This is a genomic window from Streptomyces tuirus, from assembly GCF_014701095.1.
Classification (GTDB): domain Bacteria; phylum Actinomycetota; class Actinomycetes; order Streptomycetales; family Streptomycetaceae; genus Streptomyces; species Streptomyces tuirus.
The window spans coordinates 2,503,391-2,528,369 of record NZ_AP023439.1; the positions used below are offsets into that span (position 1 = coordinate 2,503,391).

Below are 24,979 nucleotides of genomic sequence, written 5' to 3' on the forward strand. Positions count from 1 at the left end.
CATGACCACCTCCACCTTGCGGGCGAAGCACCGCCGCTCGGCCCTGCGCACCCTCGCCTTCCTCTCCCCCTGGCTGATCGGCTTCACGGTCTTCTTCGCCTACCCCCTGATCTCCACCGTCTACTTCTCCTTCATGCGCTACGACGGCTTCAAGCCGCCCACGTGGAGCGGCACGAAGAACTGGGTGTACGTCTTCGAGCACTACCCCCTCTTCTGGCCCGCCCTGCGCAACACCCTGTGGCTGGTCGTCATCATGGTCACGCTCCGGGTCGCCTTCGGCCTGGGCGTGGGCCTGCTGATCACCAAGGTCAGGACGGCCACGGGCGTCTTCCGCACCCTCTTCTACCTGCCCTACCTGGCCCCGCCCGTGGCGGCCACGATGGCCTTCGCCTTCCTCCTCAACCCCGGTACGGGCCCCGTCAACTCCCTGCTGGAGAAGACCGGGCTCCCCACCCCCGGCTGGTTCAACGACCCCACCTGGTCCAAGCCGGCCCTCACCCTGCTCGCCCTGTGGGGCATCGGCGACCTGATGGTCATCTTCATGGCCGCCCTGCTCGACGTGCCGAAGGAGCAGTACGAGGCGGCCGAACTGGACGGCGCGACCCCGTGGCAGCGCTTCCGCTACGTGACGCTGCCGAACATCTCGCCGATCGTCATGTTCGCGGTCGTCACCGGCGTGATCCAGACGATGCAGTACTACACACAGCCGCTGATCGCCGGGAAGGTCGCGTCGGGCGTGATCCAGGGCGCGGGGACGCTGTTCGAGCCCGGCTACCCCGACAAGTCGACCCTCACCCTCCCCCAACTCGTCTACAACCTGGGCTTCCAGCGCTTCGACTACGGCTCGGCCTGTGTGGTGGCCCTGGTCCTCTTCGCCCTCTCCATGGCCTTCACGGCCCTCCTGATGCGCCGCCGGGGCGGCCTGATCCAGGCAGGTGAACGATGACGCAGGTGCTCGACAAGCCCCTGGAGCTGACGACACCCCCGTCGCCGGCGGAACGCACGGCCCACCGCAGGGCCCTGCTGGAATGGATCGCGATCCACTCCCTCGGCATCGCGGCGGCCCTCTTCTTCACGCTCCCGTTCGTCTTCGTCCTCCTCACCTCCCTCATGAGCGACAGCCAGGCGCTCAGCCGCGACCTGATCCCGCACACCTGGGAGTGGGGCAACTACGCCGAGGTGTTCGACACCCCCGGCTTCCTCACCTGGTGGAAGAACACCCTGATCTACGCGGGTCTGGGCACGGTCCTCACGGTCGTCTCCTCGATCCCCGTGGCCTACGCCCTGGCCAAGTTCCGCTTCCGCGGCCGCAATCTGGCGCTGATGCTGGTCATCTCGATGATGATGCTGCCGCCGCAGGTGATCATCATCCCGATGTACCTGTTCTGGGCGAAGCAGCTGGACCTGTCCGGCTCGCTCTGGCCGCTGATCATCCCCATGGCGTTCGGCGACGCGTTCTCGATCTTCCTGCTGCGGCAGTTCCTGACGACGATCCCCGACGAGTACGTGGACGCGGCCAAGGTGGACGGCTGCGGCGACCTGCGCACGCTGCTGAAGGTCGTTCTGCCGATGGCCAAGCCGGGCATCGCCGCAGTGGCCCTCTTCCAGTTCTTCTACGCGTGGAACGACTACTTCGGCCCCCAGATCTACGCCTCGGAGAACCCGGGCGCCTGGACGCTCTCCTACGGCCTGGAGTCGTTCAAGGGCGCCCACCACACCGACTGGAACCTCACCATGGCCGCCACCGTGCTGGTCATGGCCCCCGTGATCCTCGTGTTCTTCTTCGCGCAGAAGGCGTTCGTGGAGGGTGTCACGCTCACCGGAGTAAAGGGTTAGACCTGTATGAAACTCACCGTGGTCGGCGGAGGCTCGACCTACACCCCCGAACTCGTGGACGGCTTCGCCCGTCTGAGGGACACCCTGCCCGTCGGGGAACTGGTCCTCATGGACCCCGACCGGGACCGTCTCGACCTCGTCGGCGGCCTGGCCCGCCGCATCTTCGCCCGCCAGGGCCACGCGGGCCGCGTCACCACGACGACCGGCCTCGACGAGGCGGTGGACGGCGCGGACGCGGTCCTGCTGCAACTCCGCGTCGGCGGCCAGGCGGCCCGTCAGCAGGACGAGACCTGGCCCCTGGAGTGCGGCTGTGTGGGCCAGGAGACCACCGGTGCCGGCGGCCTGGCGAAGGCCCTGCGCACGGTCCCGGTCGTCCTGGACATCGCGGAGCGCGTCCGCCGCACCAACCCCCGGGCCTGGATCATCGACTTCACCAACCCGGTCGGCATCGTCACCCGCGCCCTGCTCCAGGCGGGCCACAAGGCGGTGGGCCTGTGCAACGTGGCGATCGGCCTGCAGCGCAAGTTCGCGGCCCTGCTCTCCGTGGAGGCCTCCGCGATCCACCTGGACCACGTCGGCCTCAACCACCTCACCTGGGAGACGGCCGTACGCCTCGGCGGCCCGGAGGGCGAGGACGTCCTGCCGAAACTGCTGGGCGAGCACGGCGACACCATCGCGGCCGACCTCCGCCTGCCCCGCCCCCTGCTCGACACCCTGGGCGTTATCCCCTCCTACTACCTGCGCTACTACTACGCGCACGACGAGGTCGTAAAGGAACTGGGCACGAAGCCGTCCCGGGCGGCCGAAGTCGCCGAGATGGAACGCCGGTTGCTCGCGATGTACGCCGACCCGGCCCTGGACGAGAAGCCGGAGCTGCTCGCCAAGCGGGGCGGGGCCTTCTACTCGGAGGCGGCGGTGGACCTGGCAGCGGCCCTGCTGGGCGGCGGCGGTTCGCCGTACCAGGTGGTGAACACGTACAACCGGGGCACGCTGCCGTTCCTCCCCGACGACGCGGTGATCGAGGTCCAGGCGGCCGTGGGGGCCAAGGGAGCGGCCCCGCTCCCCGTCCCGCCCGTGGACCCGCTCCACGCGGGTCTGATGGCCGGCGTCACGGCCTACGAGGACCTGGCCCTCCAGGCCGCCCTGCACGGCGGCCGGGACCGCGTCTTCCGCGCCCTCCTCTCCCACCCCCTCGTCGGCCAGTACGCGTACGCCGAGACGCTCACCGACCGGCTGATCGCACACAACCGGGAGCACCTCGCGTGGGCGTGACCGCACGTGTCCTCGCCATCGACGCGGGCAACAGCAAGACGGACGTCGCGGTCGTGACGGCGGACGGGGACGTCCTCGCCACGGCACGCGGGGGCGGCTTCCGTCCACCGGCCGTGGGCGTGGACACCGCGATGAACGGCCTCGCCGCGACGGTGGCGCAGGCCCTCACCGCCGCCGGGGTCACCTCGGTCACCCACGTCTCGGCGTGCCTCGCCAACGCCGACTTCCCCGTCGAGGAGGAGCAACTGGCCGCGGCGGTGCGGGAACGCGCCTGGGGCACGACGGTGACGGTCCGCAACGACACCTTCGCGATCCTGCGGGCCGGTGCCCGCGAACCTCGGGGGGTGGCGGTGGTGTGCGGCGCGGGCATCAACTGCGTGGGCATGCGCCCCGACGGCCGCACGGCCCGCTTCCCGGCCCTCGGCCGCGTCTCCGGCGACTGGGGCGGCGGCTGGGGCCTGTCCGAGGAGGCCCTGTGGCACGCGTCCCGGGCGGAGGACGGCCGCGGCGCCCCCACCGCCCTGTCCCGCACCCTCCCGGCCCACTTCGGCCTGCCCTCCATGTACGCCCTCGTCGAGGCGCTGCACCTGGAGCACGTCCCGCCGCTCCGGCGCCACGAACTGACCCCGGTCCTCTTCGCCACGGCGGCCGAAGGCGACCCGATCGCCCGGGCGATCGTGGAACGCCAGGCCGAGGAGGTGGTCTCCATGGCGGTCGTCGCCCTGACCCGCCTCGACCTCCTCACCGAGGAGACCCCCGTGCTCCTGGGCGGCGGCGTCCTGGCGGCCCGGCACCCCCAACTGCACGACCACATCGCACACTTGCTGACGGAGCGGGCCCCCAAGGCGGTACCGCAGGTGGTGACGGCGAGCCCGGTGCTCGGCGCGGCACTGCTGGGCCTGGACAGAGTCGGCTCGCGGGAGGAGGCGCAGGGGCGGTTGCGGAGGTACTACGGCGTGTGAATCACAGGCCTGTTGTGGCTCGTGCCGCACCAGCGGCACGCAGGCCCGCATCCAGGACGGCCCGCACCCGCCGACGTACGCAAGGGGCCGTGTCGGGGGGTGTCCGCCCGCAGCGGTTGGCGCGTCAACGCCAGTCAGTCGGTATGACACCCCATCGCGCCGTTCCGAAGTCGGACACCCCCCGGCGCGGCCCCGACCCACCACCCGGCGGAAGGCGCAAGCACCCGCCCCACCACCCACGGGAACCGAACCACCTGCCCGCACGTGTTCCTGGACGGGGGGTGCCGCAAGGGGTGGTGCGGGGGGCGCGCGGCACGCTGCGATCCGATCAAGATCGGGGCAAGGCCGGTGCGGATGTCGGTCCCGGCAGCGATACTTGCGGCGACGGATGACCACGGGGGAGGTCACAGTGACGTACACGCCGAAGAGCAGCCCGCCGCCACCGGGCCCCGGCCTGCCCATCCTGCCCGCCGTACCGGCCCAGCCGGCACCCCCCTCCACTCCCCCCGGCGCTGCCCCGCCCCCTGCCACACCCCCCGCCTCGACCCCCCGCCGCACCGCTTTCGCGGAGGGCTTCGACCAGCTGCGCTCCGCGGCCACGACGGAACCCGGCCGCCTGCGCATCATCGGCGCCCTGCTGGCCCTCCTCGTCGTCGCCTTCGGCGCCGTCACCGCCTGGCAGATGACCGGTCGGGCGGCCGCCGCCGACGACGTCCTCACCCGCAGCCAGCCCCTCAGCTCGGACGCGGCCGACATCTACCGCTCCCTCGCGGACGCCAACACCGCGGCGTCCAGCGGCTTCCTGGCCGGCGGCCAGGAGTCGGCCGCCACCCGCGACCGCTACGAGCGGGACATCCGCACGGCCGCCGAGAAGCTCGTCAACGCCGCGGCCAACGCCGACCCGGACTCCCCGTCCACGGCGACGATCGCCAAGCTCAACAAGCTCCTGCCGGAGTACAAGGGCCTGGTGGAGCGCGCCCGCACGTACAACCGCCAGGGCTTCCCCGTAGGCGGCGCCTACCTCCGCTACGCCAACGAGAAGATGCAGCACCAGATGCTCCCGGCGGCGGAGGACCTGTACACGAAGGAGAACCAGCGCCTCAGCGCGGACTACGCGGACGCCACGCCCTACCCCTGGGCGGCCATCGCCCTGGGCGTCGCCGCTCTGGCCGCCCTCGCCTGGGCCCAGCACCGCAACTACCGGCGGACGAACAGGGTCCTGAACCACGGCCTGGTGGCCGCCACCGCCACGGCCACGGTCGTCCTCCTCTGGCTGGTCGTCGGCCACACCCTCGCCCGCGCGGGCCTGGACGACTCCTACGACCACGGCGTCCGCTCCCTGAACGTCCTGCACGACGCGCGCATCGCCTCCCTCAAGGCCAGGGGCAACGAGAACCTCACCCTGGTGGCGCGCGGCGCCGAGACGAAGAAGGTCGGCGAACAGACCTATGACGCCTACGACTACGACTTCGGCAGGGACATCGAGGCCCTCGCCGTGAAGCTGGCGGCGGCGGAGAAGCTCGCCGACGACACCTCGGGAGAACGCCCCGTCACCGCCGCCGTGGGCAACATGACGGAGTGGAAGAAGCGCCACACCGCGGCCCGCGAGCAGGACGAGAACGGCAACTACCAGCAGGCGCTGGACCGGGTCATCGGCACCGAGGGCGCGACCGGCGAGTGCTTCGACAGCGTCGACGAGAACCTGCGCACGGCACTCGCGCACGAGGAGACGGAGTTCAAGCGCGCGGCGGGCGACGGCCGCGACGCGCTGACCGGCATGCCGGCGGGCGTGGCCGTACTCGCGGTGCTGGGCGCCGCGGGCGCGGTCGTGGGCATCGGCCGCAGGCTGTCGGAGTACCGATGAACGGGCCGGGGGCGAAGGGAGGAACGACCGTGCGAGACGCACTCAGGGGCTGGGGCGGGGTGACCGCGATGGCTGTCGTCTGCGCCCTGGTGGCGCTGGTGGCCCTCTGCCTGCCGCCGCTCACCACGACCGCCCAGAACACCACCGCGACCACCCAGACCGCCGGGACCGAGGCGGAGGAAGACTGCGAGGCCCCCGAGAAGCAGACGCTGTCCCCCTCCTCGGCCGACGGCGACACCATCCGCGCGATCAAAAACCGTACGGGCGAGAAGCGCAAGCTGATCGTCGGCGTCGACCAGAACAGCTACCGCTGGGGCTACCGCAACCCCAACAGCGGCAAGAAGGCGGAGCTCGAGGGCTTCGACATCGACCTGGTCCACCGCATCGCGAAGGACATCCTCGGCGACCCGGACGCCGTCCAGTTCAAGGCCATCCCCACCGACCAGCGCATCCCGGCCATCCAGGACGGCCGCGTCGACATGGTCGTCCGCACCATGACGATCAACTGCGACCGCATCGGCGACGTCGCCTTCTCCGCGCCCTACTTCAAGACCGGGCAGCAGGTCCTGGCCCCGAAGTCCTCCCCCGTCAAGGGCTACGACGACACGCTCGCTGACCGCAGGATCTGCACGGCGGCCGGCTCCACGGCGTTCGCCGCGCTGGAGGCGGACCAGAAGGCCGGCAAGCTCCCCGCGAGCACGGACATCTCCACCACCGTCCCGAACCAACTCGACTGCCTGGTGAGGCTCCAGCTCGGCGAGGTCGACGCCGTGGTCACCGACGGCGCCCTCGCGGCGAGCCAGGCGGCACAGGACCCGACGGTTCAGCTCAAGGGCGACGCCTTCACTGCCGAGTACTACGGCGTGGCGATGAAGAAGAGCGCGGACGATCTGGTACGCCGGGTCAACCAGATCCTGGTGGACTACCGCAAGGACACCGCGGACGGCTGGCAGGCGTCGTACGAGAAATGGCTGTCGGCAACACTGGGCAAGGATGCGAAGAAGTCGGAACCACCGGCACCGCAGTACCTCCGCACCACCTGACACCCTGCCGAACCCGCGAACACCCGCACCAGAAGACGACAGACGACACGCGACACACGACCGCAGCGAGAGGTGATCGATGGGCGTCACGGGATCCACCGGGCCGGTGATGGACCGGGACGAGGTGGACCGTGCGCTGGCGCGGCTCGGCGCGGAGCACGAGGCGATCGAGACCTCGCTCCTCGCCCTGCAGGACCACGCGGGCCGCAGACTCCTGGAGGGCGCCGAGCTCACCGGCGTCACCCGGGAGCGCTGGACGTCCACGGAGGCGTCGATCACGCTGCTGTGGACGTACTTCGACGCGTACACCGACGCGCTGCGCTCCGCCCGCGACATCCGCTCGCGCCGCCGCTGGTCCAGCCGCGAGGACCTGGTGGAGCTGACGGAGCTGCTGAACGGCGACTCGGTGACCGTCGCGGGTAGCGCCACGGCGACGGCCAACGCCCCCACCCTGCACGGCAGTCCGACGAAGCTCAGCGAGCGCTACTCGCTCGGCACGCTCGTCGACCGGATGAACGAGCTGTACGCGACGAGTCTGGACATGGTGGTCGCCGCGGACGCGGTCTGGTCGGCCCTGCCGGCCCGGATCGACCTGCTCGCCGCGGAACTCCAGCGCACCCGGCGGCTCGCGCACTCGGTCGGTGTGCGTCCGGGCGAGCACCCGGCGGGCGACGACCTGGAGCGCATCACGCGGATACTGACGAAGCTGCGCGAGCAGGTGGTCTCGGACCCGCTGGCGTTCTGGCAGGCCGCGGAGGGCAGTTCGGCACCGGGCGGCGGCCGGCCGGACACGACGGTGTACGACCGCGAGGCGCGCGCCCTGGAGGAGGTACGCCGGGAGATCGACGCCGTGCTGACCGTGCGGCAGGACGCCGAGAAGCGGATCGTGAAGCTGCGGGACATCCTCAGCCGCGCGGACCGCACGCTCGCCGAGGCGCGCACGGCACGCGGCGAAGTCCTCGCGAAGATCGCGGCGACGGAGGTGCCGGTCGTCGGCGGGCCGCCGACCGTGCTCCAGGAGCAGCTGGCGGCGGCGGCCGAGTACCGCAGGCAGGCGCAGTGGCACCGGCTGTCCCCGCTGCTGGAGTCGCTGGAACAGAAGGCCGAGGACGAACTGCTGCGCGCCCGTGAGTCGTTGACGGCGGTCACCGCCCCGCTGGCGGTCCGCGCCGAGCTGCGCGGCCGGCTCGACGCGTACAGGGCGAAGGTCGCCCGGCACGGCTTCGCCGAGGACGCGCTGCTGATCGAGCGGTACGAGAAGGCGCGCCGCATGCTGTGGAGCGCGCCCTGCGACCTGCGCGCCGCCGAGCAGGCGGTACTGCGCTACCAGCACGCGGCGGCGGAGCTGTTCGGCGCCCCGCGGGTGCCGGGGCAGGGTGGGCCCGAGGACGACCGGAGGGGGCCGGGCGCGTGAGCGACGAGGGGCAGTCCATGAGTCAGGCACCGCACGAGCCGGCGGGCGGGCCTGCGCGCACCTGCCAGCGCCCGACGTGCGAGGGCACCTACGAGGACGTGGGCGGCGGCGAACTGTACTGCGACACCTGCGGTCTGGCCCCGGTCGTCGCCGCGAACGGCGAGGTCGGCTCGCCTCCCACCGGCATCACCGCCGGGGGCAGGGGCGGCTCCCGCGGCTCCGCCGGCAGCGGCAGTTCCCGCTCCAGCGGCCGCAGTTCACGGACGTCGTCCCAGTCGTCGAAGTCCCGACGGTCGGTGTCGGGTCGCCTGTCCCGGTCGCTGTCGGGCAAGTCGACGGGCCGCTCGGTGTCGGTGCGCAGCTCCGGCTCGACCGCCGGTTCCGGCTCCCGGGGCCGGCTCGGCGCGGGTCTGGTGCAGGTGCCGCCGATCCCGCGGCCCGACCCGCGCGAGATGGTCCGGGACAACCCCGAGGTGCCCGAGCGGAAGCGGTTCTGCTCGCGCTCGGACTGCGGCGCCCAGGTGGGCCGGGCGCGCGGTGACCGGCCGGGCCGTACGGAGGGCTTCTGCACCAAGTGCGGCCACCCGTACTCCTTCGTGCCGAAGCTGACGGCCGGGGACGTGGTGCACGGCCAGTACGAGGTGGTCGGCTGTCTGGCGCACGGCGGTCTCGGCTGGATCTACCTCGCCGTCGACCGGGCGGTCTCGGACCGCTGGGTGGTCCTCAAGGGCCTGCTGGACACGGGTGACCAGGACGCGATGGCGGCGGCGATCTCCGAGCGGCGCTTCCTCGCGGAGATCGAGCACGCCAACATCGTGCGGATCTACAACTTCGTGGAGCATCTGGACCAGCGCACGGGTTCGCTCGACGGCTACATCGTCATGGAGTACGTCGGCGGCAAGTCCCTCAAGGAGATCGCCAACGCCCGCCGCACCCCGCAGGGCAGACGCGACCCGCTGCCGGTGGAGCAGGCCTGCGCCTACGGCATCGAGGCGCTGGAGGCGCTCGGGCACCTGCACAGCCGGAACCTGCTGTACTGCGACTTCAAGGTCGACAACGCGATTCAGACCGAGGACCAGCTGAAGCTGATCGACATGGGTGCGGTGCGCAGAATGGACGACGAGGAGTCGGCCATCTACGGCACGGTCGGCTACCAGGCCCCCGAGGTGGCCGAGGCGGGCCCGTCGGTGGCGAGCGACCTCTACACCGTCGCCCGCACCCTCGCCGTCATGACCTTCGACTTCCAGGGCTACACGAACGTCTATGTGGACTCCCTGCCCGACCCGGACCACATCGAGGTGTTCCGGCAGTACGAGTCGTTCTACCGGCTCCTGGTCCGGGCCACGGATCCCGACCCGGCGCGCCGGTTCGCCTCCGCGCAGGAGATGACCGAGCAGCTGACGGGCGTCCTGCGGGAGGTCGTCTCCCTGCAGACGGGCCGGGCCCGCCCCGCCCTGTCCACGCTGTTCGGACCGGAACTGCGGGTCACGGACACGGAGTTGTTCCCCCGGCTGGAGGGCGAGGTGTCCCGCCTGGGGGCGCGGCTGGTGCATGCCCGGGCCGGCGCGGGCGCTTCCGCCGCCCTGCCGCAAGCGCGGCGTCCCGGGACCCGGCAGAGCCTCGTCAAGCCCGTCGACGCCCCCGCCGCCGCCTTCGCCCTGCCCGTGCCGCGCGTCGACCCCACCGACCCCAACGCCGGTTTCCTGGCGGGCCTGATGACCTCCGCCCCCGCGGAGTTGCTCGGCGCCCTGGCAGCCGCCCCCGCCCCGTCGATCGAGACGCGGCTGCGGCAGATCCGGGCCTGGCTGGAGACCGGTGAACCGGCCGCCGCGCTGCAGGCGCTGGTCGCGCTGGAGGGCGAGCGGCCCGACGACTGGCGGGTGGTCTGGTACCGGGGCGTGGCCGCGCTGGTCACCGGCGACGACGAGGGTGCCGCCCTCGCCTTCGACGCGATCTACGACGCCTTCCCGGGCGAGATCGCGCCCAAGCTGGCGCTCGGCCTGTGCGCGGAGGTGCTGGGGCAGCTGGACAACGCCGCCGAGTACTACCGGCTGGTGTGGTCGACCGACCCGAGCCATGTGAGCGCCGCGTTCGGGCTGGCCCGCGTCCAGTTGGCGACCGGGGACCGGCGCGGTGCCGTACGGACGCTGGAGTCGGTCCCGGAGTCCTCCATCCACTACACGGCCGCCCGGGTGGCGGCGGTCCGGGCGCGGCTGCGGCAACGGACGGCGAGCGCCTCCGACGCGCCGTTCCTGGAGGATCTGACGGCCGCCGCGGCGCAGGTCGAGGCGCTGGAGGCGTACGGTCTGGATCCGGCGCGGCGGGAGCAGTTGTCGGCCGAAGTCCTCGGTTGCGCGCTCGACTGGGTACTCTCCGGGGGCCAGGGTTCCGCCCCTCCCGCCGCCGGGGGACGGACACTGCTCGGCAGTGGCCTGGACGAGCGGGGCCTGCGTTTCGGTCTGGAGCGCTCGTACCGCATGCTGGCCCGGCTGGCGCGGGGCGGCGAGGAGAGGATCGACCTGGTGGAACGTGCCAATCGTTACCGCCCCCGGACGTGGGTGTAGTTGATGTCGCAGATGCCCCAGTTGTCCGCCTGCCCGAGCTGCGAGGAACCCCTCGAGTCGGGTGACCGTTTCTGCGGCGCGTGCGGATACGACCTGTCCGCCGTGCCGGAACGGCCGGAGGACAACCCGACCATCGCCATGAACGGCTCGGTGCCCGCCCAGGGCGCTGCCGCCGGCGCGTACCCCGAGCCCCCGCCGGCGCCGCCCGCCGGCGCGGCCTGGCCCGCCCCCGGGCCCGACGGCGCGCACGCGGCGCACCTGCCGGGCACGGACTCGGGCGGCTCCGCGCTGCCGCCGGAGACACCCCCGCCGCCGAGCGCCCCGCCTGCCGCGGGCGTGCGGTTCGACCGGCCGCCGCAGCCCGACGGGCCCGCCGCGTCGCCGGAGATCTATCAGACACAGCCCGACGAGTACCTCCTCCAGGCACCGGACCCACGGGTGTCCGCCGAGCCGGCGGCGCAGCCCGCGGCCGCCGGCGGCAAGGTCTGCGTCGCCTGCCGGGCCGGCCGCGTGGACGACGACGGCTACTGCGAGAACTGCGGCCACGCCCAGCCGCGCGAACGGGACCACATGGAGCAGGAGTCCGGCCCGGTGGCCGCGGTCAGCGACCGCGGCCTGCGCCACCACCGCAACGAGGACGCGTTCGCCATCGGCACCACCGCGCTGCCCGACGGCTCCCCCGCCTCCGTCGCGATCGTCTGCGACGGCGTCTCCTCGGCGACCCGCCCCGACGACGCCTCCGCCGCGGCGTCCAAGGCGGCGGGCGACACGCTGCTGGCGGCCCTGCCGCGCGGCACCCACCCGCAGCAGGCGATGCACGACGCGATCCTCACCGCCTCGCGCGCCGTCAACTCGCTCGCCGCGGAACCCGCCACGGCCCGCGAGCAGGCCCCCCACCAGAACGCCCCCGCGTGCACCATCGTCGGCGCCGTGGTGACGTCGGGCCTGCTGATCGTCGGCTGGGTCGGCGACAGCCGCGCCTACTGGGTCCCGGTCGACCGCAGCGCTCCCCCCGCCCGGCTCACCGAGGACGACTCCTGGGCCGCACAGATGGTCGCGGCGGGCCTGATGAACGAGGCCGAGGCCTACGCCGACGAACGCGCCCACGCGATCACCGGCTGGCTCGGCGCGGACGCCTACGAACTGGAGCCGCACACCGCCGCGTTCAAGCCGGACCGCCCCGGCGTGGTGGTGGTCTGCACCGACGGCCTGTGGAACTACGCGGAGGCGGCCGACGAGATGGCCCGGATCGTCCCGCTCGACGCCGCCGTGCACCCCCTGCACAGCGCCCGCGTGCTCCTCGGCCACGCGCTGGACGGCGGGGGCCACGACAACGTAACAGTGGCGCTCGTGCCGTTCCCGGCCGTGCCCCAGGGGGCAGGATCGGCCTGAGGCCACGTACGGGGACGCCTCGGCGGACCGGAGGGGACCGGTCCGCCTACCGTCATCACCCCGCCGCGGCGGGGGCTTTGAAGGGGGATCGAAGCAGGCATGGCCAATTTCTCGAAGTCGAACGTGCCCCAGTTCTCGGTGGACGTCTACCAGAACGAGTACCTGCCGGAGGGCGCCGGCGAGGTCAACGCCATCGTCACGGTGACGGCGACCGGCGGCGGCACGATCGGCAGCGCGGTCGCGGCGCCCCACCTCTACTCGCCCGGCCAGGGCCCCTCGGCGGCCGTGGCGATCATGGTCGACTGCTCGGGGTCGATGGACTACCCGCCGACCAAGATGCGCAACGCCCGCGACGCGACGGCCGCGGCGATCGACACCCTGCGCGACGGCGTGCACTTCGCGGTGATCGGCGGGACGCACGTGGCGAAGGAGGTCTACCCGGGCGGCGGGCGGGTCGCGGTCGCCGACGCCACCACCCGCGAGCAGGCCAAGCAGGCGCTGCGCTCACTGAGCGCCGGCGGCGGCACGGCCATCGGCACCTGGCTGAAACTCGCCGACCGCCTGCTCTCCTCCGCGGACGTAGCGATCCGGCACGGCATCCTGCTCACCGACGGCCGCAACGAACACGAGTCGCCCCAGGACCTCAAGGCCGCGCTCGACGCGTGCGCCGGGCGTTTCACGTGTGACGCGCGCGGCGTGGGCACCGACTGGGAAGTGAAAGAAGTCACAGGGATCGCCTCGGCCCTGCTCGGCACCGCCGACATCGTCGCCGATCCGGCCGCGCTCGCCGCCGACTTCACGCACATGATGGAGACGGCGATGGGCAAGGAGGTCGCGGACGTCTCCCTGCGGCTGTGGACCCCGGTCGACACCACCGTGAAGTTCGTCAAGCAGGTCGCGCCGACGGTCGAGGAGCTGACCGGCCGGCGCACCGAGGCGGGTCCGCGCGCGGGCGACTATCCCCTTGGTTCCTGGGGAGACGAGTCCCGTGACTACCACGTCTGCGTCGAGGTCCCGGTGGCGGACATCGGGCAGGAGATGCTGGCGGCCCGGATCTCCCTGGTCGTTCCGCAGCCCGACGGCAGCGCCCAGAACCTCGGCGCGCAGGGTTTGGTGCGGGCCGTGTGGACGGACGACATGGTCGCGTCCACGTCGATCAACCCTCAGGTCGCCCACTACACCGGGCAGGCCGAACTGGCGCAAGTCATCCAACAAGGGCTGGATCTCCGCAAGTCTGGCGATATGGACGGAGCAACGGCCAAACTGGGCCGGGCCGTTCAGCTCGCGAGTGCCTCCGGGAACGCCGATACTGCGAAACTGCTTGCGAAGGTGGTGGACGTGGTCGACGCCGCGACCGGTACTGTGCGACTGAAGGCGAAGGTCGCGGAGGCTGACGAGATGACGCTCGAAACCCGCTCCACCAAGACCGTTCGCGTCAAGAAGTGACCTGGAAGAGATCGAAGGAGGGACGCGCCGACATGCCGACCTGCCCGAACGGACACCAGTCGGGTTCCGACGACTGGTGCGAGGTCTGCGGTCACCGCATGGCGGGTGCCGTGCCTCCGCCTCCTCCCCCGCCGCCGCCCGGTGGCTACGGCTTCCCGCCCCCCGCCGGCCAGGGTGGCCCGCAGGGCCCCGGGGGCCAGCCCGGCGGACGCCCGCCGCATCTGTCCGCCGTGCCGAACGCCGAGCCGGAGCTCTGCCCGCAGTGCCGTACGCCGCGTGAGGGCGGCGCCCCGTTCTGCGAGGAGTGCCGGTGGAACTTCCTCACGAACACGGCGACGTCGTACACCCCCGCGGCCCCGCCGCCCGGCCCGGGCGTGCGCTTCCAGCCACCGGGCCGGCAGGGCGGCCCGCCCCCCGGCCCGTCGTACGGCGGCGGTGACTCCTACGAGTACCAGGGCTCCCGCCCGTCACAGATGAACCGTCCGGCCGAGCCGATCCCGCCGTTCGGCGGCGACCCCTCGGGCCGCCCCGGCCCCGGTGGCCCCGGCGGACCCGGTGGTGCTCAGGGCGGTGGCTACGGCTACCCGCAGCCGGGCGCCGCTCCGACCTCGCCCGGCCCCGGCGGCCCTGGCGGCTTCGGTGGCCCTCCCGGTCCGGGTGGCCCTGGTGGCCCCGGCGGCTTCGGTGCCGACCCCTCCCGGCCGGTCCCGCCGCCGCCCGGTCCCGGCGGGCCCGGCGGTCCCGGCGGTCCCGGTGCTCCGCAGGCGTTCCACCAGTCCGGTCCGCCGGCCCCGCCCGGGTTCCCGCAGGAGACCCAGCGGCCTCCGCAGCAGGGCGGTCCGTCCTTCGGCGGCGGTGACGACGACTGGGTGATCTCCCCGCCGACGTCGGGCCCCGGCGGCCAGGGTGGCCCCGGCGGACCCGGTCAGGGCGGCTACGGCTACCCCCAGCCCGGCGCCACCCAGGCCCCGTCCGGCCCCGGCGGCTTCCCCCAGGCGCCGCAGGGACCCGCCACGTGGACCGCGACCATCGGTCCGGACCGCGACTACTTCATGGCGATGATGCACCGCTCCGGCCCCGAGGCCGCGGGGCTGAACCTGCCCGCGTACTCGCCCGAGCAGCAGCGCACGCTCACCGGCAACCAGCTCACCATCGGCCGCCGCCGGCACTCCACCGGCGACACCCCCGACATCGACCTGTCGACGCCGCCGGAGGACCCGGGCGTCTCGCACCAGCACGCCGTGCTGGTCCAGCAGCCCGACGGCAGCTGGGCGGTCGTCGACCAGAACTCGACGAACGGCACGACGGTCAACGGCTCGGAGGAACCGATCCAGCCGTTCGTCCCCGTACCGCTGCAGGACGGCGACCGGGTGCACGTGGGCGCCTGGACGACGATCACCATCCGCCGCGGCTGAGCCGCGGCGGCACAGGGCCGTTCACGACGGGAGGGGCCAGGCGTACGGCCCCTCCGGGTCGTCCAGCCAGGCCCACTCCCTCTCCTCGCTGACGGTGATGCCGTAGCGCTCGCGCTGCGGCCTGCCCTCCTGCTCCCAGAGCGCGTGCGCCTCCTGCGGGTCGAGGATCCCCCGGGTCAGGGCCAGCAGGAACCGGAACAGGTCGTCCTCCCGGGCCCGGTGCGGCACCCCGCCCAGCGGGACCGGCTCGCCGCCGGGCCGGCCCGCGCCGCGCAGCGGCACGAAGTAGGCGGGCGTGTGCAGGAATCGTCCCTCGGCCTGTCCGGCACCGGTGACCGTGAGCACGATCAGGCCGGTGGCGAGCGGCATGAGGATCCGGCCGCCGGGGCGGGTCTGGGCGACCCAGGCGCGCGGGACGCCGCCCAGCGCGCAGGTGGCGATGATCCGGTCGAACGGCGCGCGCTGCGGCACACCCCGGGCACCGTCACCGGTCACGACGACCGGGTGGTACCCGGCCGCGGCCAGGTGCCGGCGGGCCGACTCGGTGATCTCCGGGTCGAGATCGACGGTGGTGACCTTGTCGTCGCCCAGCCGGTGGGCCAGCAGCGCCGCATTGTAGCCGGTGCCGGCGCCGATCTCCAGGACGGTGTGGCCGTCCGCTATGCCCAGCGCGGCCAGCATGTCCGCCATCAGGGACGGCTGGCTGCTGGAGGACAGCAGCTCGCCGTCGCGCAGCCGGGTCGCCAGCGGGGTGTCCTCGTAGGCGCCCCGCATCCACCGCTCCCGCGCCTCGGGGTCGGCGCTCTCGCCCCAGCGGCGTTCGTAGCCGCCGGCGACGCCGACGTAGTAGTACGGCACGAACAGGTGCCGCGGGACCGTCGCGAAGGCGTCCCGCCAGCCAGGATCGGCGTCCAGGGCTCCGCTCGCCTCGATCCGCCGCACCAGCGCCGCCCGTGCGGCGGCGGCGAGACCGCCGAGCTCCCTGCCGGGTGCGTAACCGCCCATGTCTCCACAGTAGGGGCAGCGTCCCGGCAGCACGGGCGGGGTCCTAGGGCTTGAGTCCTATGCCGTGGCGTCTGAGACCATGGATCGCGTGAATGAGATTCGGCGCGGCACGCTTCAGGAGCAGACCTTCTACGAGCAGGTCGGCGGGGAGGAGACCTTCCGCCGGCTCGTCCACCGTTTCTACGAGGGAGTCGCCGAGGACCCGCTGCTGCGGCCCATGTACCCCGAGGAGGACCTGGGCCCGGCCGAGGAGCGCTTCACGCTGTTCCTCATCCAGTACTGGGGCGGCCCCACGACGTACAGCGACAACCGCGGCCACCCGCGGCTGCGGATGCGGCACGCGCCCTTCGCGGTCGACCGTGCGGCGCACGACGCGTGGCTGAAGCACATGCGGGTCGCCGTCGACGAACTCGGGCTCTCCGAGGAGCACGAGCACACGCTGTGGAAGTACCTGACGTACGCGGCGGCCTCGATGGTCAACACCGAGGGCTGACGGCCTTCGGGGCCCGGTCAGCGCACGCTGACGTCCAGCGCCCCGAGCCCGGCACGCCGTACGGCGATGGACCCGTACGGCGTGCGCAGCCTCAGCCACGCGCCCGACGACAGCAGCCCCAGCGGCACCCCGGGCCGCAGGAAGCCCAGGGACTGCGCCGCGTGCACGGCCCGGACGGGCAGCCGGGTGTCCCCGACCGTGCGGGACCAGATGTCCGCGCCGATCCGGTCGAGCTCGGCCCGGGTCCGCAACTCGGCGGGCAACTCCTCGGTACGGGAGCGGAACTCGGCGACGACGGCCGCGACCAGGGACCGCAGGTCATCCGGCGCGGGAAGCCCCGGCTCGGACCGCCAGCCCGCGCGGGGCGGCAGCACACCCGCCCACGGCGGCCCGGTCACCGCACCCGGCACGAGCGCCGTGCCGGCCTTCTCGTCCACCGTCTCCAGGAACTCACCCGCGGACACGGTCACGTCCAGCGTGGCCTCGAGACCCTTCTCGTACGGCTTGGCCAGCCGCACCGCCCGCACGGCGAGCACCTCGAAGGACGGCGGGCGCCCGAAGACGGCCAGTGCGGTGCCCGCCGCCTGTAGCCGCACCGCGGCGCCACGGTCGTAGTGGAGCAGCCGGGAGAGGAAGGCCGCGAGATCCGCCGCCTCCCCCTCGTCGGCGAGGTGGAGCACCGTCATGCGGCGACGGCCTCCTCCTCGGCGTCATCCATGTACGCGCGGAGGAACTCCCGCTCCTCCGCGGTGATCCGGCGCGGGCGCTGCGCCTCGAAGTCGAACGGCACGATGACCGTCGAGGCCCGCACATAGACCTGGTCGTCGTCCTTCACCTCGTAGGTGAGGGTGAAGGACGCGGCCCTTATCTCGGTGACCCACAGCTCGATGTCCACCGGGTGGTGCCGGTGGACGAGCTGCCGCTTGTAGTCGATCTCATGGCGTGCCACCACGGACCCCTGCTTGAAGTCCTTCTCCGGGCGGAACAGGAAGTCGATACGGGCTTCCTCCAGGTAGCGCAGGAACACCACGTTGTTGACGTGGCCGTACGCGTCCATGTCCGCCCAGCGCAGCGGGCAGCGGTAGATGTGCCGCAAGATCGATCAGCCCCGGGTCAGCTTCTTGTAGGTGGCGCGGTGCGGACGGGCGGCGTCCGGACCGAGCCGCTCGATCTTGTTCTTCTCGTACGACTCGAAGTTGCCCTCGAACCAGAACCACTTGGACTCACCCTCGTAGGCGAGGATGTGCGTGGCGACCCGGTCCAGGAACCACCGGTCGTGGGAGACGACCACGGCCGCACCGGGGAACTCCAGCAGCGCGTTCTCCAGGCTGGAGAGGGTCTCGACGTCGAGGTCGTTGGTCGGCTCGTCGAGGAGCAGCAGGTTGCCGCCCTGCTTGAGGGTGAGCGCGAGGTTCAGCCGGTTGCGCTCACCGCCGGAGAGCACGCCGGCCGGCTTCTGCTGGTCCGGACCCTTGAAGCCGAAGGCGGACACGTAGGCCCGGGACGGCATCTCGACCTGGCCGACGTTGATGTAGTCCAGCTCGTCGGAGACGACGGCCCACAGCGACTTCTTGGGGTCGATGTTCTCGCGGCTCTGGTCGACGTAGGAGATCTTGACGGTGTCGCCGACCTTGATGGCGCCGGAGTCCGGCTCCTCGATGCCCTGGATCATCTTGAACAGGGTGGTCTTGCCGGCGCCGTTCGGGCCGATGATCCCGACGATGCCGTTGCGCGGCAGCGTGAAGCTGAGATCGTCGATGAGCAGCTTGTCGCCGAAGCCCTTGGTGAGGTTGCTGACCTCGACGACGACGTTGCCCAGACGCGGGCCCGGCGGGATCTGGATCTCCTCGAAGTCCAGCTTCCGCATCTTGTCGGCCTCGGCGGCCATCTCCTCGTAGCGGGCCAGACGCGCCTTGGACTTGGCCTGGCGCCCCTTGGCGTTGGACCGCACCCACTCCAGCTCTTCCTTGAGCCGCTTCTGCCGCTTGGCGTCCTTCTGGCCCTCGACCTTGAGGCGGGCGGCCTTGGTCTCCAGGTACTTGGAGTAGTTGCCCTCGTAGGGGTAGAGGCGACCGCGGTCGACCTCGCAGATCCACTGGGCGACGTTGTCGAGGAAGTACCGGTCGTGGGTGACCGCGACGACGGTGCCCGGGTACTTGGCCAGGTGCTGCTCCAGCCAGTTCACCGACTCGGCGTCGAGGTGGTTGGTGGGCTCGTCGAGCAGCAGCAGGTCGGGCTGCTCCAGCAGCAGCTTGCACAGCGCGACGCGGCGGCGCTCACCACCGGAGAGGTTGGTGACGGGCCAGTCGCCGGGCGGGCAGCCCAGGGCGTCCATGGCCTGCTCCAGCTGGGCGTCCAGGTCCCACGCGTTGGCGTGGTCGAGGTCCTCCTGGAGCTTGCCCATCTCCTCCATGAGCTCGTCGGTGTAGTCGGTCGCCATCTGCTCGGCGATCTCGTTGAACCGGTCGAGCTTGCCCTTGATCCCGGCGACACCCTCCTGGACGTTCTCCAGGACGGTCTTGTCCTCGGTCAGCGGGGGCTCCTGGAGCAGGATGCCGACCGTGTAACCGGGCGTGAGGAAGGCGTCACCGTTGGACGGCTGCTCGATGCCGGCCATGATCTTCAGGATCGTCGACTTGCCGGCGCCGTTCGGGCCGACGACGCCGATCTTCGCCCCCGGCAGGAAGCTGGTCGTCACGTCGTCGAGGATCACCTTGTCGCCGTGCGCTTTGCGCGCCTTGCGCATGGTGTAAATGAACTCAGCCAAGAGAAACCGTCCGGCAGCTTGAAACTGGCAGTGGGCAGATACACCCCATCTTGCCGTACCGCCACCCCTGGGCGGAAACGCGTATGGCCGGGGAGCTCTGACCTGGGGGTTCGTGGTTGGTGGCCGAGACTCCTTTGTCACTGTCGGTCGCCGTTGGTCGGCCTCGGGCGCCCTCGCACGGCCCAGAGACGGCCCAGGAATGATCACTTGTGGGCAGCATGCGTGGGGTTGGGCCGCCGCCACGAGTGAGCGGCAGGGCTGACCGCCCTCACCCCTTGACGGGCGTGGACACGCCCGAAGCACCGCCGCACCCGGCCCTCGACAGGCCTGCGGCTACCGGTTGATCGGGATCTCGTAGACGATCTCGCAGTGAGCTGCGGGCACGACGATGTCCGCTGTCTCGACGGGGCGCCCGTCGTCGCTGTAGTACGTCCGCCGGATGTGCGTGACGAGGGCGGCCTTCTGGATGCCCAGAAGAGAGGCCTCCTCGGCCGTCGCCTGACGCGGCTCCGGCTGCTCCACCGCGTGGCTGACGTTGACGCCGATCGCTGCCATGCGGTTCACGACACCGGCCCCAGCGTGCGGGCCTCCCTCGGGGAGAACGACGAGAGTCCCTGCCGTGAGGTCGTACGGCTCCCAGCTCGTCGACAGCTGCACCGGCCTGCCGTCGGCCAGGAACTCGTATGCCGTCCTGACGCACAGATCGCCCTCGGCGATGCCCAACCGCGCAGCGATGTCTGCTGGGGCCGGCACCTTGGCGTCGGTCTTGCTCTCCCAGTCGCCTTGCTTGCCCAGAGCCTTCATATCGGCACGGAAGGGCGACTTCTCAGGCTGCTCACGCGCAGACGACCGGACGACCCGCACCCGTTGCCGGGGCTCGGCGACGTAGGTCCCCGATCCGGCGCGACCTTCCAGCACACCCTGGGAGATCAGCAGCTCCTGCGCGCGGCGAACCACGTTCTCACCGACGCCGCACTCCTGGCCGATCTGAGCGCGCGACGGCAGCCGGTCTCCCGGCTCCCACACGTGCTCCGCGATCCGCCGCCGGAGTTCGTCGGCGATGCGGAGGTAGGGCGGCTGCTCAGGCATATGGAAAATCTAGTCCACTAGCTCTAATCTAGTTAACTAGCTTCACTCAAAGTGATCGCCGGTTAACGGAGGCTGCCCTGTGCCCGATTCGGGAGTCCGCGTGGCAGCCATCGCTGCCCGGCTGTCCGACCTCGGGCTTCCCGCGCGCGTGGAGGAGCACGACCGGCATACGTCGGTCGAGGCGGAGGTACCGGACTCACTCACCGCCAACTTATGGCGGGAGGTCTTGGAAGCGGTGGCCGAGGCAGATCGGTTCGGGCTCCTCGCCACCAGCTTTAACGGCCGCACCCTTTGGGCGGTCGTAAACAAAGCGGTCCCCACGACGGGCGATGTCGGGGGACCGAGCCATCAGCGATAGGAGCTGACCAGCGTGCTCAACCGTATCCGCCGTGCCGCCTCACTCACCAGAGCGCGGTACTTCCCCAAGGGCAGGCACCGCCGCACCTTACGGCCGTCTCGGCCGACATTCGCCCCCACTTCCTCTGCATCGGCTGCCGAGCCGACGGTTGTCCTGGGCCAGACCCTCGACAGACCGAGTCACCTGCAGCTGCTCAGAGGCGAGGACACCGCACTCGTCCGTCCGTTCGTACTAGCGCACGAAGAACGCGCACGACGGCACCCGACGGTCGTCATCGCTCCCCAGCTACCGAGCGACGCCTGGTCGACTCTTATGGGGGTCCACTGATGCCCTCGCAGCGGCAGACTCTTGGCCCGGACGCCTCTGCCACGTCATACCGCTCTACTGCTTGCCGGATCGGCACGCACTACGCCTGCGCGGAGTCCTCTCCGGAATCGGCGCCGGTCGACCTTCCCTTGATCTACGAGGCGTGCGACTGCCTGTGCCACTCGGCACCCGGTCAGTCCAGGCCCGGGAGTAAGGCGGTGAGCGACTCGGCAGCCACCGGCACGCCGGCACCGAACGGAGAGATCACGGAGAGGTGCACGCAGGGATGACGACGCAGGACGAATTGAGGCTTCTCCCGTGGGCGGGGCCGGACGGCAAGCCGTGCTACTTGAGCACCGATGCCCGGGCCGGCTACGTCTCCCGCCTGGCAGACCACATCGAGGCCTTCCAACTCGGGATGGCGTCCCAACTGCTGGAGCACTCACATCAGGTACTCGACGACGAGACCGAAGACCCAGAGGAATTGAACCTTCTTGCCGCCCAGCTGAGCAGCGCACTGCGGGACGTGCTACGTGTAGCGACCAGCCGCGGACGTAGTCCCGTCGCACCTCGGCGCCCCTGACAGGCACAGTGCTGCTCAGCCACAACTGATCACAGGCGGTCGTGACCTGCAGCCGTCTTATCGATCAACGCCCTGACCTGCTGATGAGCTGTCGGTAGCTGTCGATGTTGGTCATCGTTGAGCGCCCTTCCACGGCCCCAGGACGGCCCGAGAGGGCGCTCGGGCGTCAGAGGTACGCAGCGGGAAGTGATGCTGGGGCGCGCACGGCAACTCCTCCAGGGCCCTGCGCCACACCATCACGGCCAGTCACCCTGTGCGCATTGGCAGACGCACTCAGGCATCAAAATGGGACTCGTCGCGTACGCGGTGTGGGCTTGGAGAAGCGAATCCGGTAGGCTAGGAGACATGCAAGGGCCACCTAAGTGGTCGCGGGGAGAACGCTTGGTCTGCTGCCAGACCCTTCCGATATGTCGGTTGAAGCGCCCCGGGCCTCTTAGGTGGCCCTTGCATGTCTCAACTACAGCCCCTCTGGGGGCCACCAGGGCAGAGATGTAAAGGTTGCCTCGTTGCCAAGGATCTTGAAGCCGTAGTTACGGCTGACCCCTTGGGCACTGCGGCGAATCTGATGCCGCACCCCGAGCAGATGTGACGGCTCATAGCCGCCGTACTGATCAGACCGTATCGCGGCGCTCAGCATACCTGCATATTGATCAGCGGCCTGGAGACCATCCCACTTAGCTTGATCTTGGAAAGTCGGCTGTCCCTGAAGCAGGCCCCATGGCACCCACCCAGGCCCCAGCTGAGGCTTGATCTTGAAGTATTCACAAGTAGTGCGGTGATCAAAGCCTCGCACATGCCCGAACTTGATGAGAAGGTCACGACTTCCTCCGGGCCAGTCTCGCGCCGCAAGGAGAAGTCGCTCGAGAATGATGCCGGCAGCAAAGTTGTAGAAGATCACTTGGTCGCGCCGCATCCCCGCATGTGCCGGGATCGCCGCCTTTTCAACGACGACATAGGTGATCTGAACACCCGTGAGCTGCGCAAGCTTCGTCGTCACGTACTGGCGACGAGGGTAGACCTTGACGTGATCCTTCCAGTGCAACGCCTTGCCGTGCGGCACCCTCAGGTCCCGTCGAAGCTGCGACAACGCTGCACGCATGGCGGGTTCATCTTCGTCAGCGACCAGCACAGCAGCAAAGGAAAAGAACTGAGACGCCGTGGGGGATAGCCCGCGATCGCCAGTTTCGTCTACGTACGCCCGAACGAGCCGACGCGCAGGCATCTCACTCCTCCCACTTACAATATGACGAGCCGTTAGCAGCAAGCTACACCACAAACATCGTCAGCCACCACAACATGTGGTGGCTTTTCCATTTCCACCTACTACATCTAGTGGCTGACTGTAGGTGGGGCGTTGTCTGCGGGACACGAACGGCGCCTCGTGGGCACCTAGCACCGCAGTCACCCTCGATGTGAACCGTGGGTGCAAGGGTCGCCGAGACCCGCGGGGCAGGTCTGGGGTTCCAAGGAGCGTCACCGGTCGGCCGTAGTCGTCCACCTGTGGACCGATCAGCTCCGAGCGTCAACATAGGCGTGCTACGCAGGAATCTCAATCGACTACGCAGGAAGTAGGTGAACCTACGCCAGACTTGCCGCGTTGTGATCGAAGCCGGCCACCAATCGATCAATAGCAAAAGGTGACTTGCTGATGTACTTCTTGCGTTGTAGCTTCACGCCTATGCGCTGACGGCAAATCAGTTCCCGAGGGGGGCTCCGTTGGCGTGCTCAAGGGGGGAACCTTGCCTAAGATCCACATTCCCGTGATCGGCTACATGCAGGGTGGGCGTCAGATGATGACGACCGCGATGAGCGCGCCCGACCTGGTGACGATGGTGACGAAGCCGGCCGCATGGAACCCGGTCAAGACGGATGCTCACGGTAACCGTCCTCGCGACACCGCTCACCTCAAGGGCATCGTGAAGTACCTGGAGGATGAGGAGCACTTTGTCCTTGGTGCCGCGGTGCTCTACCTGACGTCCAAGGAGGCCTCGTTCACGCCACACGCGATCCCCGGTGTTACGACGGAGTATGACGCAGCCCAGGTCGGGCTTCTCTCTGTGGATATCGGTGCCAAGTTCGATATCGGCGATGGTCAGCACCGCATCGGGGCGTACGAGGACATCGTGCAGAGCCGTGACGACGATGACCCGATCATTGAGCGGCTCAAGGACTCGGGCCAACCTCTGATCATCGTCATCGAAGACGACCACAAGCGCCGGGCGCAGGACTTTGCCGACCTTCAGCGCAACGTCAAGGCCCCGACTCAGTCGCTCGGTCAGTCCATGGACCGCCGTCAGCCGATCAACCGGGAGCTCAGCGACCTGTTCGACACCATCCCCGTGTTTGAGGATCGGGTCGAGTACCTCAAGGACAACCCCGGGAAGCTCTCCGCGAAGCTGTTCTCCTTCAAGACCGTCCGCTACGTGTCCGGGCTCCTGCTGGTGGGCAACAAGTACCGAACGCCCACGACAATGGACAAGGCGGTCAATGCTCGCTTCGAGGGGGACAGCGCGACGGAGGCACGTGCCGAATTGATCGCCTTCTGGACCGCCCTGGGTGAGATGGCGAGGTTCGCTGACGTGATCGAGGGCGAAGTGAAGGGCGCGGAACTCCGGGAGGCGACCTACCTGCTTTCGGCCGGCGTGCTCTACGCCATCGCCTTCGCCGTCTACACGGCCAACGGTGTGGCATCGCTCATGACTGACTCCGCTGACGCGGACCTCAAGGAGAAGATCGAGAACACCATCCCGCTGGCCATCAGGGCGCTGGACGACGTCGACTTTGCGCGCATCCCTGAAGAAAAGATCAAGAAGGCCACCGCGGACGAGCCGCTGACCGAAGACGACAGCATCTTCGTCGGCACCCTTATCGAGCCTGCGACCGGAAAGCTGGCAGCAGGCCGTACTGCGTGGGAAGGGGCTGGGATGAAGCTGTTGCGCGCCATCCTGGACAACGACGAGCTGTCCTTCCTGAGGCAGTAGCCACAGCGATGGTGCCCGCTCTTGAACCTGCCCTGGTTTAGACAGCGGCCTCCCGGGCCTAGCCCGCGTGCCCCCTCAGTTGGCCCTGCCCTGCGGACCGACGTCCGAAGCCGCCCGGCCATCCCGTGCCGGCCGCTCCCCCGCTGGGCATCGGCCTGTCCGCCGAAGCGGAGTGCAGCCAGGGCCTTA

The 24,979-nt window shown here is 70.4% G+C and carries 21 protein-coding genes; 15 read left to right on the forward strand and 6 right to left on the reverse strand.

Translation table 11 applies throughout. The features are described 5' to 3' along the window. Position 1 precedes the first annotated feature (1 nt). The 11 genes from IGS69_RS11520 (at position 2) to IGS69_RS11570 (ending at position 15,208) form a co-directional block, all read left to right on the forward strand. Complete coding sequence (locus IGS69_RS11520; RefSeq protein ID WP_190898812.1) at positions 2 to 946, forward strand: carbohydrate ABC transporter permease; 945 nt, start codon at positions 2 to 4, stop codon at positions 944 to 946. After that, on the forward strand, positions 943 to 1,836 hold the full coding sequence (locus IGS69_RS11525) for a carbohydrate ABC transporter permease (RefSeq protein WP_190898814.1): 894 nt from the start codon (positions 943 to 945) through the stop codon (positions 1,834 to 1,836). Before IGS69_RS11520 ends, IGS69_RS11525 begins: the two co-directional genes overlap by 4 nt. A 6-nt stretch (positions 1,837 to 1,842) precedes the next feature. After that, the gene (locus tag IGS69_RS11530; RefSeq protein WP_190898816.1) at positions 1,843 to 3,108 is read left to right on the forward strand and encodes a 6-phospho-beta-glucosidase; all 1,266 of its coding nucleotides are present in this window, start codon (positions 1,843 to 1,845) and stop codon (positions 3,106 to 3,108) included. Beyond that, positions 3,099 to 4,070: an N-acetylglucosamine kinase gene (locus tag IGS69_RS11535; RefSeq protein WP_190898818.1), complete on the forward strand. Its 972-nt coding sequence runs from the start codon at positions 3,099 to 3,101 to the stop codon at positions 4,068 to 4,070. The genes IGS69_RS11530 and IGS69_RS11535 overlap by 10 nt, the downstream gene beginning before the upstream one ends. 409 nt (positions 4,071 to 4,479) lie before the next feature. After that, entirely contained in the window at positions 4,480 to 5,934 is a 1,455-nt protein-coding gene (locus IGS69_RS11540) for a hypothetical protein (protein WP_190898820.1), read from the forward strand. Next, a complete protein-coding gene (locus IGS69_RS11545; protein ID WP_190898822.1) occupies positions 5,931 to 6,977 on the forward strand; it encodes a glutamate ABC transporter substrate-binding protein in 1,047 nt (348 codons plus the stop codon). Before IGS69_RS11540 ends, IGS69_RS11545 begins: the two co-directional genes overlap by 4 nt. 79 nt (positions 6,978 to 7,056) lie before the next feature. Further along, entirely contained in the window at positions 7,057 to 8,391 is a 1,335-nt protein-coding gene (locus IGS69_RS11550; RefSeq protein WP_190898825.1) for a coiled-coil domain-containing protein, read from the forward strand. Positions 8,392 to 8,408: 17 nt separating this feature from the next. After that, on the forward strand, positions 8,409 to 10,955 hold the full coding sequence (locus tag IGS69_RS11555; RefSeq protein ID WP_190898827.1) for a serine/threonine-protein kinase: 2,547 nt from the start codon (positions 8,409 to 8,411) through the stop codon (positions 10,953 to 10,955). Between the two features lie 3 nt (positions 10,956 to 10,958). Further along, positions 10,959 to 12,347 carry a PP2C family serine/threonine-protein phosphatase gene (locus IGS69_RS11560; RefSeq protein ID WP_190898830.1) on the forward strand — a complete coding sequence of 463 codons (1,389 nt, stop codon included), beginning with the start codon at positions 10,959 to 10,961 and terminating at the stop codon, positions 12,345 to 12,347. Positions 12,348 to 12,446: 99 nt separating this feature from the next. After that, on the forward strand, positions 12,447 to 13,793 hold the full coding sequence (locus IGS69_RS11565; RefSeq protein ID WP_190898832.1) for a vWA domain-containing protein: 1,347 nt from the start codon (positions 12,447 to 12,449) through the stop codon (positions 13,791 to 13,793). 32 nt (positions 13,794 to 13,825) lie between these two features. Beyond that, a complete protein-coding gene (locus tag IGS69_RS11570) occupies positions 13,826 to 15,208 on the forward strand; it encodes an FHA domain-containing protein (RefSeq protein ID WP_190898834.1) in 1,383 nt (460 codons plus the stop codon). A gap of 21 nt (positions 15,209 to 15,229) precedes the next feature. Here the strand turns inward: IGS69_RS11570 and IGS69_RS11575 are convergent, their stop codons facing one another. After that, complete coding sequence (locus tag IGS69_RS11575; RefSeq protein WP_190898836.1) at positions 15,230 to 16,213, reverse strand: methyltransferase domain-containing protein; 984 nt, start codon at positions 16,211 to 16,213, stop codon at positions 15,230 to 15,232. A 79-nt stretch (positions 16,214 to 16,292) separates the two neighbouring features. On the opposite strand from IGS69_RS11575, the gene IGS69_RS11580 reads away from it, so the two are divergent. Beyond that, complete coding sequence (locus tag IGS69_RS11580; RefSeq protein ID WP_031105282.1) at positions 16,293 to 16,706, forward strand: globin; 414 nt, start codon at positions 16,293 to 16,295, stop codon at positions 16,704 to 16,706. A gap of 17 nt (positions 16,707 to 16,723) precedes the next feature. On the opposite strand, the gene IGS69_RS11585 is transcribed toward IGS69_RS11580, so the two are convergent. The 4 genes from IGS69_RS11585 to IGS69_RS11600 form a co-directional block, all read right to left on the reverse strand. After that, positions 16,724 to 17,392, reverse strand: coding sequence for a hypothetical protein (locus IGS69_RS11585; RefSeq protein ID WP_190898838.1), 669 nt, complete (start codon positions 17,390 to 17,392; stop codon positions 16,724 to 16,726). Beyond that, complete coding sequence (locus IGS69_RS11590; protein ID WP_190898840.1) at positions 17,389 to 17,802, reverse strand: acyl-CoA thioesterase; 414 nt, start codon at positions 17,800 to 17,802, stop codon at positions 17,389 to 17,391. The genes IGS69_RS11585 and IGS69_RS11590 overlap by 4 nt, the downstream gene beginning before the upstream one ends. Before the next feature lie 6 nt (positions 17,803 to 17,808). Continuing rightward, positions 17,809 to 19,473: an energy-dependent translational throttle protein EttA gene (ettA, locus tag IGS69_RS11595; protein WP_190898842.1), complete on the reverse strand. Its 1,665-nt coding sequence runs from the start codon at positions 19,471 to 19,473 to the stop codon at positions 17,809 to 17,811. Between the two features lie 333 nt (positions 19,474 to 19,806). Beyond that, on the reverse strand, positions 19,807 to 20,562 hold the full coding sequence (locus tag IGS69_RS11600) for a GntR family transcriptional regulator (RefSeq protein ID WP_190898844.1): 756 nt from the start codon (positions 20,560 to 20,562) through the stop codon (positions 19,807 to 19,809). Between the two features lie 79 nt (positions 20,563 to 20,641). Here IGS69_RS11600 and IGS69_RS34600 point away from each other — a divergent pair, with 79 nt between their 5' ends. Further along, positions 20,642 to 20,920 (forward strand): hypothetical protein, encoded by a 279-nt coding sequence (locus IGS69_RS34600; protein ID WP_232543487.1) that lies wholly within the window; start codon positions 20,642 to 20,644, stop codon positions 20,918 to 20,920. Positions 20,921 to 21,512: 592 nt separating this feature from the next. Then, on the forward strand, positions 21,513 to 21,809 hold the full coding sequence (locus tag IGS69_RS11605) for a hypothetical protein (protein ID WP_190898845.1): 297 nt from the start codon (positions 21,513 to 21,515) through the stop codon (positions 21,807 to 21,809). A gap of 457 nt (positions 21,810 to 22,266) precedes the next feature. Here IGS69_RS11605 and IGS69_RS11610 read toward each other — a convergent pair whose 3' ends face one another. Continuing rightward, positions 22,267 to 23,031: a DUF3800 domain-containing protein gene (locus tag IGS69_RS11610; protein ID WP_190898847.1), complete on the reverse strand. Its 765-nt coding sequence runs from the start codon at positions 23,029 to 23,031 to the stop codon at positions 22,267 to 22,269. 538 nt (positions 23,032 to 23,569) lie between these two features. Between IGS69_RS11610 and IGS69_RS11615 the strand changes: the two genes are divergently transcribed. After that, the gene (locus tag IGS69_RS11615) at positions 23,570 to 24,790 is read left to right on the forward strand and encodes a DNA sulfur modification protein DndB (protein ID WP_190898849.1); all 1,221 of its coding nucleotides are present in this window, start codon (positions 23,570 to 23,572) and stop codon (positions 24,788 to 24,790) included. The last annotated feature ends 189 nt before the right edge of the window (positions 24,791 to 24,979 follow it).

Coding starts and splice junctions, on each gene's coding strand:
- IGS69_RS11520 (WP_190898812.1), top strand. CDS start 2: ATGACCACCTCCACCTTGCGGGCGAAGCACCGCCGCTCGGCCCTGCGC.
- IGS69_RS11525 (WP_190898814.1), top strand. CDS start 943: ATGACGCAGGTGCTCGACAAGCCCCTGGAGCTGACGACACCCCCGTCG.
- IGS69_RS11530 (WP_190898816.1), top strand. CDS start 1,843: ATGAAACTCACCGTGGTCGGCGGAGGCTCGACCTACACCCCCGAACTC.
- IGS69_RS11545 (WP_190898822.1), top strand. CDS start 5,931: ATGAACGGGCCGGGGGCGAAGGGAGGAACGACCGTGCGAGACGCACTC.
- IGS69_RS11550 (WP_190898825.1), top strand. CDS start 7,057: ATGGGCGTCACGGGATCCACCGGGCCGGTGATGGACCGGGACGAGGTG.
- IGS69_RS11555 (WP_190898827.1), top strand. CDS start 8,409: ATGAGTCAGGCACCGCACGAGCCGGCGGGCGGGCCTGCGCGCACCTGC.
- IGS69_RS11560 (WP_190898830.1), top strand. CDS start 10,959: ATGTCGCAGATGCCCCAGTTGTCCGCCTGCCCGAGCTGCGAGGAACCC.
- IGS69_RS11565 (WP_190898832.1), top strand. CDS start 12,447: ATGGCCAATTTCTCGAAGTCGAACGTGCCCCAGTTCTCGGTGGACGTC.
- IGS69_RS11570 (WP_190898834.1), top strand. CDS start 13,826: ATGCCGACCTGCCCGAACGGACACCAGTCGGGTTCCGACGACTGGTGC.
- IGS69_RS11575 (WP_190898836.1), bottom strand. CDS start 16,213: ATGGGCGGTTACGCACCCGGCAGGGAGCTCGGCGGTCTCGCCGCCGCC.
- IGS69_RS11580 (WP_031105282.1), top strand. CDS start 16,293: ATGGATCGCGTGAATGAGATTCGGCGCGGCACGCTTCAGGAGCAGACC.
- IGS69_RS11585 (WP_190898838.1), bottom strand. CDS start 17,392: ATGACGGTGCTCCACCTCGCCGACGAGGGGGAGGCGGCGGATCTCGCG.
- IGS69_RS11600 (WP_190898844.1), bottom strand. CDS start 20,562: ATGCCTGAGCAGCCGCCCTACCTCCGCATCGCCGACGAACTCCGGCGG.
- IGS69_RS11605 (WP_190898845.1), top strand. CDS start 21,513: ATGACGACGCAGGACGAATTGAGGCTTCTCCCGTGGGCGGGGCCGGAC.
- IGS69_RS11610 (WP_190898847.1), bottom strand. CDS start 23,031: ATGCCTGCGCGTCGGCTCGTTCGGGCGTACGTAGACGAAACTGGCGAT.